Source organism: uncultured Tepidimonas sp. (assembly GCF_938045175.1).
In the GTDB taxonomy this organism is placed as follows: Bacteria; Pseudomonadota; Gammaproteobacteria; order Burkholderiales; family Burkholderiaceae_C; genus Tepidimonas.
In genome coordinates, this window is the sequence record NZ_CALIND010000184.1 from 1 (window position 1) to 9336 (window position 9336).

The 9336-nt window shown below is 68.7% G+C and carries 11 protein-coding genes and 1 pseudogene; 11 read left to right on the forward strand and 1 reads right to left on the reverse strand.

Going from position 1 to position 9336, the window contains the following annotated elements; genetic code table 11:
- The first annotated feature begins 724 nt into the window (after positions 1-724).
- The 3 genes from Q0716_RS09735 to nrdR all read left to right on the forward strand — a co-directional run bounded on the left by Q0716_RS09735 (position 725) and on the right by nrdR (position 3550).
- Positions 725-1633: a lytic transglycosylase domain-containing protein gene (locus Q0716_RS09735; RefSeq protein ID WP_299022670.1), complete on the forward strand. Its 909-nt coding sequence runs from the start codon at positions 725-727 to the stop codon at positions 1631-1633.
- A 216-nt stretch (positions 1634-1849) separates the two neighbouring features.
- On the forward strand, positions 1850-3094 hold the full coding sequence (gene glyA, locus Q0716_RS09740; RefSeq protein WP_299022674.1) for a serine hydroxymethyltransferase: 1245 nt from the start codon (positions 1850-1852) through the stop codon (positions 3092-3094).
- Between the two features lie 6 nt (positions 3095-3100).
- Positions 3101-3550 carry a transcriptional regulator NrdR gene (nrdR, locus tag Q0716_RS09745; protein WP_299022677.1) on the forward strand — a complete coding sequence of 150 codons (450 nt, stop codon included), beginning with the start codon at positions 3101-3103 and terminating at the stop codon, positions 3548-3550.
- Here the strand turns inward: nrdR and Q0716_RS09750 are convergent.
- The gene (locus tag Q0716_RS09750; protein WP_299022681.1) at positions 3519-4559 is read right to left on the reverse strand and encodes a histidine kinase; all 1041 of its coding nucleotides are present in this window, start codon (positions 4557-4559) and stop codon (positions 3519-3521) included. The genes nrdR and Q0716_RS09750 overlap by 32 nt on opposite strands.
- Positions 4560-4718: 159 nt before the next feature.
- Here Q0716_RS09750 and Q0716_RS09755 point away from each other — a divergent pair, with 159 nt between their 5' ends.
- The 8 genes and pseudogenes from Q0716_RS09755 to Q0716_RS09790 all read left to right on the forward strand — a co-directional run.
- Positions 4719-5354 (forward strand): riboflavin synthase, encoded by a 636-nt coding sequence (locus Q0716_RS09755; protein ID WP_299022684.1) that lies wholly within the window; start codon positions 4719-4721, stop codon positions 5352-5354.
- 22 nt (positions 5355-5376) lie between these two features.
- Positions 5377-6546, forward strand: a complete 1170-nt coding sequence (ribBA, locus tag Q0716_RS09760) for a bifunctional 3,4-dihydroxy-2-butanone-4-phosphate synthase/GTP cyclohydrolase II (protein WP_299022688.1) — start codon at positions 5377-5379, stop codon at positions 6544-6546.
- Positions 6543-7013 carry a 6,7-dimethyl-8-ribityllumazine synthase gene (gene ribH / locus Q0716_RS09765; protein ID WP_299022690.1) on the forward strand — a complete coding sequence of 157 codons (471 nt, stop codon included), beginning with the start codon at positions 6543-6545 and terminating at the stop codon, positions 7011-7013. The genes ribBA and ribH overlap by 4 nt, the downstream gene beginning before the upstream one ends.
- Before the next feature lie 27 nt (positions 7014-7040).
- Positions 7041-7496 (forward strand): transcription antitermination factor NusB, encoded by a 456-nt coding sequence (gene nusB, locus Q0716_RS09770; protein WP_299022691.1) that lies wholly within the window; start codon positions 7041-7043, stop codon positions 7494-7496.
- Positions 7477-7959, forward strand: coding sequence for a tol-pal system-associated acyl-CoA thioesterase (ybgC, locus tag Q0716_RS09775; protein ID WP_299022695.1), 483 nt, complete (start codon positions 7477-7479; stop codon positions 7957-7959). The genes nusB and ybgC overlap by 20 nt, the downstream gene beginning before the upstream one ends.
- A complete protein-coding gene (tolQ, locus tag Q0716_RS09780) occupies positions 7956-8639 on the forward strand; it encodes a protein TolQ (protein WP_299022692.1) in 684 nt (227 codons plus the stop codon). The genes ybgC and tolQ overlap by 4 nt, the downstream gene beginning before the upstream one ends.
- Positions 8640-8657: 18 nt before the next feature.
- Positions 8658-9101, forward strand: coding sequence for a biopolymer transporter ExbD (locus Q0716_RS09785; RefSeq protein ID WP_299022694.1), 444 nt, complete (start codon positions 8658-8660; stop codon positions 9099-9101).
- Positions 9102-9108: 7 nt separating this feature from the next.
- Positions 9109-9336: pseudogene (locus Q0716_RS09790) on the forward strand (protein TolA); the annotation flags it as partial.

The window sequence follows — 9336 nt, forward strand, 5'->3', positions numbered from 1 at the left end:
CTTGTCCATCGGCTCGCAGTTTCGCTCCACGCTTCCTCCCCACACTCGGTCGCCCTCATGCAGTTGCGCTTCGCTTCGTTCGCTGTGATCAACTTACGGTGGGACTTTCACCCACAAGAGTGCGCCCGTGCCGGGCGCACACGAAAAGGCCCCGTCGGGCTGCACCCGTCGGGGCCTTGGCACGACCCAGTCGTGCCGGGCGAGGCAGCGCGGAGGGTCATGTCGCACGCTGCCGGAAGCAAGGGATTGCTCCCATCATGCTGGCCAGGCCCGGGCGTGACCACCCGGGCGGGCCCGTCGCTCCGGACGGGGCGGGATGCCCTGAGTAACCGGAGACGACGTCTGTACTGTACGGCAGTCCGAGGGTGGTCGCACGCCAATTTTTTTCATGGCTCACCGGCTGTTCATTGCCCCAGGAAAACCCCGATTCCCATCGCCGCCCTCCGCTTACTGCGCCGCAAGAAAAACAATATTGGTTATAAAAAACTACTCTCTAAGTATTGACTTGGTATGTCGAGGGCCCTACCATCGCGCCCAACGACTAGGGTCAACCCTAGGTTGGGTGCGGCCATCGACCCCGCACCGCTGCCCCCGACCGCCATGGCGAGTGGGGCCAATCGACCGCCGATGCCACGCATCGGCGCCATGGACGGCGTGTCCGCCCGCCACCCAACCGGGAGCGGCTGGCGCGGACCGCCGCGGACAACGAACAAGGAGTGTGTGCATGACGACGTGCATCGACACCCCGGGCGCTTTCGCCGCCGGCCCGCGGGCCGGGGCCAACCGCCCGACCCCTCTACATCGCGTGGGGCACCGATGGATGCGGCTCTGGCGCGCGGCGAGTCACGGCTTGGCGGCGCTGGGCGTGGGCGTCCTGGCCATCGTAGCGCTGCTGCTGGCGCAGCCCCAGCTGCGCGCCCAACTCGAACGCGGTATGGCCGACTGGCTGCTGGAACGGCACGCCGCGCTGACCCTCGGCGCCGAAATACCCGCCTCGGCGGCAGCCGACCGCCCCGCGGCGATGGACCCCCAGGCACTGCCCCCCGAGCAGCAGCGTGTGGCGCAGTGGTTGGCGCGCAAATACCGTGTCGCCAGCGAACCGCTGGCTGCGCTGGTAGCCGAGGCGCACCAGGTGGGCCGTCAGTTGCGGCTCGATCCGGCGCTGATCCTGGCCGTCATGGCCATCGAGTCGCGTTTCAATCCCTTTGCCGCCAGTCCTTTCGGCGCCCATGGGCTGATGCAGGTCCACACCCGCGTACACGCCGACAAGTTCGATGACTTGGGCGGCACGCTGGCCGCCTTCGACCCGCTCAGCAACCTGCGGGTGGGTGCGCAAATCCTGCACGATGCCATCCGAACGGCAGGCTCCGTACCTGGCGGCCTGCGGCTGTACGTGGGCGCGGTCAGCGTCGATGCGCGCGACTATATCGTCAAGGTGATGGCGGAGCAGGAGCGGCTCAAACGCGTCGCCGCCGGCCAACAGGTGGGCTTCACCGCCTCGATGCCGCTGCCCCCGGGTCTGGTGGTGGACGCTGCGGCACAGGAAGAGACCAATGGCGCCCTGCCGTTGCGAATCGGAGGTGAGCCCACCCCAGACGACGCGCCACCGGCGAGGGGGACGCGACCGTCCTGATAGAATTTGCCGCGCGCGCGACTGGCGATAGGTCCGGCAGCGGCCTTTCCGGGAAGGCCGCCACGCCGCCAACCGACGTGGGGCTCACCACGGGGAAGCGCGCAGCCGCACGAACGCGTCTTCACGACGTGGCCAGCGCGGCGGTCTGCCGTTCGCCTGGGCAACCCGTGTGACAAACCGCCGCACCCGGGTGCAACGCCGCCGACAGGACTGCCCATGTTTGACCGCAATATCCTCATCGAACAGACCGACCCCGAGCTCTGGGCTGCCATCCAGGCCGAAAACGCCCGCCAAGAGCAGCACATCGAGCTGATTGCCAGCGAAAACTACGCCTCGCCCGCCGTCATGGCAGCGCAGGGCACCCAGCTCACCAACAAATATGCCGAAGGCTATCCCGGCCGGCGTTACTACGGTGGTTGTGAGCACGTGGACGTGGCCGAGCAGCTCGCCATCGACCGCGTCAAGCAACTCTTCGGCGCCGAGGCCGCCAACGTGCAGCCCCATTGCGGCGCCAGCGCCAACGAGGCGGTGTTCCTCGCCTTCCTCAAGCCCGGCGACACCATCATGGGCATGAGCCTGGCCGAGGGCGGCCACCTCACGCACGGCATGGCGCTCAACATGAGCGGCAAGTGGTTCAACGTCGTGAGTTACGGCCTCAACGAGCGTGAGGAAATCGACTACGACGCGATGGAGCGAAAGGCGCACGAAACCCGGCCCAAGCTCATCATCGCCGGGGCCAGCGCCTACAGCCTGCGCATCGACTTCGAACGCTTCGCCCGTGTGGCCAAAGAAATCGGCGCCATCTTCATGGTGGACATGGCGCACTACGCCGGCCTGATCGCGGCCGGCGTCTACCCCAATCCCGTGCCGCACGCCGACGTGGTCACCTCCACCACGCACAAGAGCCTGCGTGGCCCGCGCGGCGGCATCATCCTGATGAAGGCCGAGCACGAAAAGGCCATCAACAGCGCCGTCTTCCCCGGCCTGCAAGGGGGGCCGCTGATGCACGTGATCGCTGCCAAGGCGGTGGCCTTCAAAGAAGCGCTGAGCCCCGCGTTCCGCGATTATCAACAGCAGGTGGTGCGCAACGCCCAAGCCATGGCCGAGGCACTGCAGGCGCGCGGCCTGCGCATCGTCAGCGGCCGCACCGAAAGCCACGTGATGCTGGTCGATTTGCGCGCCAAGGGCATCACCGGCAAAGAGGCCGAGGCCGTGCTGGGACAAGCGCACATCACGGTCAACAAAAACGCCATCCCCAACGACCCGCAAAAGCCCATGGTCACGAGCGGCATCCGTCTGGGCACACCCGCCATGACGACGCGCGGCTTCCGAGAGGCCGAGGCGCGGCTGACCGCCAACCTGATCGCCGACGTGCTCGACGATCCGCACAATCCGGCCACCGTCGAGCGCGTGCGCGCGCAGGTCGCCGAGCTGACGGCGCGCTTCCCCGTCTACGGCTGACGCGCCATGAAGTGCCCCTTCTGCGGACACGCCGACACCCAGGTGGTGGAGACGCGCGAGTCCGACGATGGGGTATTCGTGCGCCGCCGCCGCCGCTGCGCCGGCTGCGAGCGGCGCTTTACCACCTACGAACGCGCCGAGGTCACCTTTCCGCAAGTGGTCAAGAAAGACGGGCGGCGCGTCGACTACGACCCCGCCAAACTGCGCGCCAGCATGGCGCTGGCGCTGCGCAAGCGACCGGTGAGCACCGAACGGCTCGATGCCGCCGTCGCCCGCATCGAAGAAAAACTGCTGGCCGAGCCCACGCGCGAGGTGCCCGCGCAGCGCATTGGCGAATGGGTGATGGAGGAGCTGCGCCAGCTGGACCAAGTGGCGTACGTGCGCTTTGCCAGCGTCTACCGCAGCTTCGAGGACGTGGACGCCTTCAGGACACTGATCGACGAGGTGCGCGGCTGACAGGGTCGCGGGCGCGGATCGGCAGTCGCACCTGGGCCACGAACTCACCCTCGGACTCGTACACGCGCAGCCGCGCTTCGGCGTCGTACAGCAAGTCCAGCCGCTCGCGCAGATTGGCCAGCGCCAGCCCATTCCCCCGCGCGCCTGGTGGTGCCTGCGGCGGCGGGAGCGGGTTGCGCACGAACAGCACCAAATGGTCGTCGTCGCGAAACGCCTCGACAGTGACGCAGCCCCCCTCCTCGCGGGGTTCAATACCGTGGCGCACGGCATTCTCGACCAGCGGCTGCAGTGTCAGCGGCGGCAACAAGGCATCGTCGGGGGCGGTGTCGACCTGCCACGCCAGCCGCAGCCGATCACCCAGGCGCACCTGCTCCACCGCCAGGTAGGCACGCGCCAATGCCAGCTCCTCACGCAAGGGCACGAGAGCCCGGGGCTCGGTGAGAAGGGCACGGTAGAGGTCGGCCAGGTCCTCCAGCATCGCCTCGGCGCGCCCGGGATCGCGGCGGATCAGCGTCAACACGCCATTGAGGCTGTTGAACAGAAAGTGTGGCCGCATGCGCGACTGCAGCGCCAGCAACCGGGCCTCAGCCAGCGCGGGCGACAGGCGCTGGTGCCGCCAGTCGAAATAGCCCACCACGGCCAGCCACACGGCCAGCGTCGCCACTACCACCGTGGCCAGTGGCGGCACCGTCAGGCCCAGGCGCTGCAGCCCGAAACGCCACAGCAACGCCACCACCACCGCCAGCAACGCGGTCATCCAAAGAGCCCGCAGGGGCGGCAGACGGCGCAGCCACGGCGCCAACCATGCCAGTACACCCGTGACCGTCAGCAGCACGGGTTCGTACAGCGCGCCCTCCCTCCACCAGCCCGTCCACGCGTGCCCACGCATCGGGGCCTCGATCGCCCACCACAGCAGCCGCAACCCCTCGGCCAGCAGCAGCAGCCGCAGCAACACCCCCAGATTGCGAAAATCCGGTACCGTCAAACGCGCGGTGGGTCGCTGGCGCATGGTGTGGGGTCGACGCGATGTTGGCAGCATAGAAACTGGCCGCGTGCCACCGGGCACGCCGATCGCTGCCGCGCCGATGGTAACGCCGTCGCCCCGTTGCAGGTGCGTGTACGCCAACGAGGCGCTGTCGTACGTGCGGAAGCTGCGACAATCGGGGCCATGTTTACCGGCATCATCACGCACGTCGGGCGCATCGAGGCATTGCACCCGTTGGGCTGCGGCCCGGATCATGGCCTGCGGCTGCAGGTGGCGGCCACCCCGGACTACCTCGACGACGTCGGACTGGGCGACAGCATCGCGATCAACGGCGCGTGCATGACTGTCACCACGCTCGATCGGGCGGGGGGTGCCTTCACCGTGGACGTCTCGGCCGAGTCGCTGGCCCGCACCACGGGGCTGGACCAACCCGGGCCCGTCAACCTGGAAAAAGCGCTGCGCGCCACCGACCGGCTGGGTGGCCACATCGTCAGCGGCCACGTGGACGGGGTGGGTACCGTCACGCGGCTGGAGCCGGTGGGCGAGTCGTGGACACTGGGCGTGCTCGCACCGCCCGTGCTGGCCAAGTACTTGGCCTATAAGGGCTCGATCACGGTCAACGGCGTCAGCCTAACCATCAACCAGGTCACCGACCGCCCCGACGGGTGCGAAGTCACCATCAACCTCATCCCGCACACCGTGCAGCACACCACGCTGGGTACATTGGCGGCTGGATCGCGGGTCAATCTCGAGATCGATATGATGGCGCGTTACGTCGAACGCATGCTCTCGCTCGGCGCCACGCCGGCGTCGGCGTGACGGCGACGGCGCGATCTACCCTATGCACACCCCTGCTTGCGCCCCCTCTGCTGGCCCGGCCGAGGCCGTGGCCCCCATTTCACCGGTCGACGACATCGTCGCCGAGTTGCGCGCCGGGCGCATGGTCATCCTGGTCGATGAGGAAGACCGCGAAAACGAAGGCGACTTGGTGCTCGCCGCCGATCATGTCACGCCCGAAGCGATCAATTTCATGGCCAAGTACGGCCGCGGGCTGATCTGCCTGACGCTGACGCGCCAGCGCTGCGAGCAGCTGCAGCTGCCGCCCATGGTGCCGCGTAACGGCACCAAGATGGGCACGGCGTTCACCGTCTCCATCGAAGCGGCCGAAGGCGTGACCACCGGCATCTCGGCCGCCGACCGCGCGCACACCATTCGCGTCGCCGTCGCCCCCAACGCACGCCCCGACGATCTGGTGCAACCCGGGCACGTGTTCCCGCTGCAGGCGGTCGATGGCGGCGTGCTGATGCGCGCTGGCCACACCGAAGCCGGCTGCGACCTCGCCGCCATGGCGGGCTGCACGCCGGCCGCGGTGATCTGCGAGATCATGAACGACGACGGCACCATGGCGCGCCTGCCCGACCTGCAGCGCTTTGCAGCGCGGCATGGGCTCAAAATCGGCACCATCGCCGACCTGATCGAATACCGCAGCCGCACCGAAAGCCTGGTGCGCCGGGTCGGCAGCCGGCCGCTGCAGACGGCCTATGGCCCCTTCACCGCACACGCCTACCGCGACCAGACCGGCGGCGGTGTGCACCTGGCGCTGGTGGTGGGTCAGTGGGGGCCCGACGACGTGGTGCCGGTGCGCGTGCACGAGCCCCTGTCGCTGCTGGACGCGCTGGAAGTCGGCCGCCGCATGCACTCTTGGAGCCTGGAGGCCAGCTTGCGCCACTTGCAGCAGGCCGGCCGTGGCGTGGCGGTACTGCTCAACGCCGGCGAGAGCGCCGAGCAACTGCTGGCGCAGTTCGACGGCACCGCGCGCTCGTCACAAGCCCCCGAACGCGGCCGCATGGACTTGCGCACCTATGGCATCGGCGCGCAGATATTGCGCGACTGCGGCATCCACCGCATGGCGCTGCTCGGCCCCCCCCGGCGCATGCCCAGCATGACCGGCTACGGGCTTGAAGTGGTCGGCTTCGTTCACCCCCAACCCCCAGAAGGAAACCCGACATGATGGGAGCGCACAAAGGGCAAGCCGCGGCGCTGGATGGCCGTGGCCTGCGCATCGGCATCGTGCAGGCGCGCTTCAACCAGGGCATCACCGACGCCCTGGCCAAAGCCTGCCGCGACGAGCTGCGCGCGCTGGGCGTGGCCGATGCCGACGTGGTGCTGGAGCAAGTACCCGGCGCGCTCGAGGTGCCGCTCGCCCTGCAGGCGATGGCGCAAAGCGGCCGCTTCGACGCCCTGATCGCGCTCGGCTGCGTGATTCGCGGCGAGACCTACCACTTCGAACTGGTGTGCAACGAGTCGGCAGCGGGCATCACGCGCGTGGGGCTGGATCACCACATCCCGATCGCCAACGCCATCCTCACCACCGAAAATCTGTCGCAGGCCGTCGCTCGGCAGGACGAAAAACCCCGTGACGCGGCCCGCGTGGCGGTGGAGATGGCCGCGCTGCTGCGGCGCTACCCGCTCGACTGACCCCCGTGGTCTGGGACAATAGCGCCCATGACCAAAGCACCCGAAAAATCTGCCCGCACCCGTGCGCGCGAATTCGCCCTGCAAGGGCTCTACCAGCACCTGGTCGGCCGCAACGAGGCAGCCGACATCGATGTCTTTACGCGCGACCTCAGCGGCTTTCACAAAGCGGATAGCGCGCACTACGACGCGCTGCTGCACGGCTGCATTGCGCAGGCCAGCGAATTGGACGCGCACCTGAGCCCGCTGCTCGACCGCCCGCTGGCGGAGCTGTCGCCCATCGAGCATGCCGTGCTGTGGATCGGCGCCTACGAGCTGCAGCACTGTCCCGACGTGCCCTGGCGCGTCGTTCTCAACGAATGCATCGAACTGGCCAAGACCTTTGGCGGCACCGACGGACACAAATTCGTCAACGGCGTGCTCAACCGCCTGGCCCCCCAGCTACGACCCGAGGAGGTGGCGCGTGATCCCGCCCGCCGCAGCTGAACCGTCGGCCGCCAGCGCCGCGCCGGGGCACACCTGGCCCGTGCGCATCTACTGGGAAGACACCGACGCGGGTGGCATCGTCTACTATGCCAACTACCTGAAGTTTTTCGAGCGTGCGCGCACCGAGTGGTTGCGCAGCCTGGGGCTGGGGCAGCAAGCGCTGCGCGAGCGCACCGGTGGCATGTTCGTCGTCGGTGCGATCGAGGTACGCTATCTGCGCCCGGCGCGGCTGGACGACGAACTGACGATCCACACACGTGTACGGGAACTCGGGCGCGCCACCGTGACACTGCAACAGCAGGCGTGGCGGACCGGCGACGGCAGCGGGCCGCTGTGCGAGGGCACGGTGCGCATCGGTTGGGTGCAAGCCGATGCGTTGCGCCCCGCCCGGCTGCCTGCCGAAGTGGCCGCTGCGCTGGCCGGCACCCTGCCCACCGACAGCCAAGGAACACGATCCGCATGACACATGAGTTTTCCGTCGTCGAGCTAATGCTCAACGCCTCCTGGGTGGTGCAGGCGGTGGTGTTGTTGCTCGTGGGGGTCTCCATCACCAGCTGGGCGGCCATCTTGCGCAAGGTCTTTGCGCTCAAGCGCGTGCGGCGCCTGACGGACGAGTTCGAGCGCGACTTCTGGTCCGGCGGCAACCTGCAGACGCTGTACGAATCGTCGCTGCGCCGCGCGCCGGAAGGCAGCCCCATGGAGCGCATCTTCGCCAGCGGCATGCGCGAATTTCTCAAGCTGCGCGAGCGGCGCATCACCCAGCCCGACGCGCTGCTCGACGGCGCCCGGCGCGCCATGCGTGCGGCCTATCAGCGCGAGCTCGACGCGCTGGAGGTCAACCTGTCGTTCCTGGGCTCGGTCGGCTCGGTGTCGCCCTACGTGGGCTTGTTCGGCACCGTCTGGGGCATCATGCACGCCTTCACTGGCTTGGCTGCGCTGACGCAAGTGACGCTGGCCACCGTGGCGCCGGCCATCGCCGAAGCGCTGGTGGCCACCGCCATCGGGCTGTTCGCCGCCATTCCGGCCGTGGTGGCCTACAACCGCTTTGCGCACGACATCGACCGCCTGGCCAACCGGCTGGAGACCTTCATCGAAGAGTTTTCCAACATCCTGCACCGCCACGCGGGTGCCGCAGGACACTGAGCCACGGAGGCGCTCGCCATGCCCGCCATCGCCCCTCGTCGAAGCGGCCGCCGCGCGATCACCGAGATCAAGATGGTGCCCTTCATCGACGTGATGCTGGTGCTGTTGATCATCTTCATGGTCACGGCGCCGCTCATCGTGCCGGGCCAGGTCGAGCTGCCCCGCGTCGGGCAGGCGGCGCGCCAACCGGAGCGCTATGTGCAGATCATCGTCGAGCACGACGGCCGACTGCGGCTGCGCGACAGCGCCCGCACCAGCGGCGAGGGCGACGTGCTCACGCTGCGCGAGTTGCCCGCGCGCGTGCGGGCGCTGCAGGAGTCCGCCTCGACCCCGGTGCCCGTCATCATCAGCGCCGACAAGCGCGTCGCCTACGAACAGGTGGTGCAGGTGATGGACGCGCTGCAGCGTGCGGGCGTGGCCCGCATCGGCCTGGCCGTACAACCCGAAACCACGCGCCGCTAAGTTCCCCATGCACGCCATCGCCGACGAGCTGGACCTGAGCCCCCCGCCTGCGCGCGGTGGTTGGCTGCCGTGGACGCTCGCGGTGCTGGCACACGGCGTGCTGGCGCTGGCCCTGGCCTGGGGGCTGGCGTGGCAGCGCGAGGCACCGACCGTCGTCGCCAGCGCCGAGCTCTGGTCGGCCCTGCCGCAAGTCGCCGCGCCGCGCGCCCAAGAGCCGCCCCCCGCCCCGCCCGTG

Excerpts from the sequence above, each read along its gene's own strand:
- Q0716_RS09735 (WP_299022670.1), top strand. The coding sequence starts at position 725 with ATGACGACGTGCATCGACACCCCGGGCGCTTTCGCCGCCGGCCCGCGG.
- glyA (WP_299022674.1), top strand. The coding sequence starts at position 1,850 with ATGTTTGACCGCAATATCCTCATCGAACAGACCGACCCCGAGCTCTGG.
- nrdR (WP_299022677.1), top strand. The coding sequence starts at position 3,101 with ATGAAGTGCCCCTTCTGCGGACACGCCGACACCCAGGTGGTGGAGACG.
- Q0716_RS09750 (WP_299022681.1), bottom strand. The coding sequence starts at position 4,559 with ATGCGCCAGCGACCCACCGCGCGTTTGACGGTACCGGATTTTCGCAAT.
- Q0716_RS09755 (WP_299022684.1), top strand. The coding sequence starts at position 4,719 with ATGTTTACCGGCATCATCACGCACGTCGGGCGCATCGAGGCATTGCAC.
- ribBA (WP_299022688.1), top strand. The coding sequence starts at position 5,377 with ATGCACACCCCTGCTTGCGCCCCCTCTGCTGGCCCGGCCGAGGCCGTG.
- ribH (WP_299022690.1), top strand. The coding sequence starts at position 6,543 with ATGATGGGAGCGCACAAAGGGCAAGCCGCGGCGCTGGATGGCCGTGGC.
- nusB (WP_299022691.1), top strand. The coding sequence starts at position 7,041 with ATGACCAAAGCACCCGAAAAATCTGCCCGCACCCGTGCGCGCGAATTC.
- tolQ (WP_299022692.1), top strand. The coding sequence starts at position 7,956 with ATGACACATGAGTTTTCCGTCGTCGAGCTAATGCTCAACGCCTCCTGG.
- Q0716_RS09785 (WP_299022694.1), top strand. The coding sequence starts at position 8,658 with ATGCCCGCCATCGCCCCTCGTCGAAGCGGCCGCCGCGCGATCACCGAG.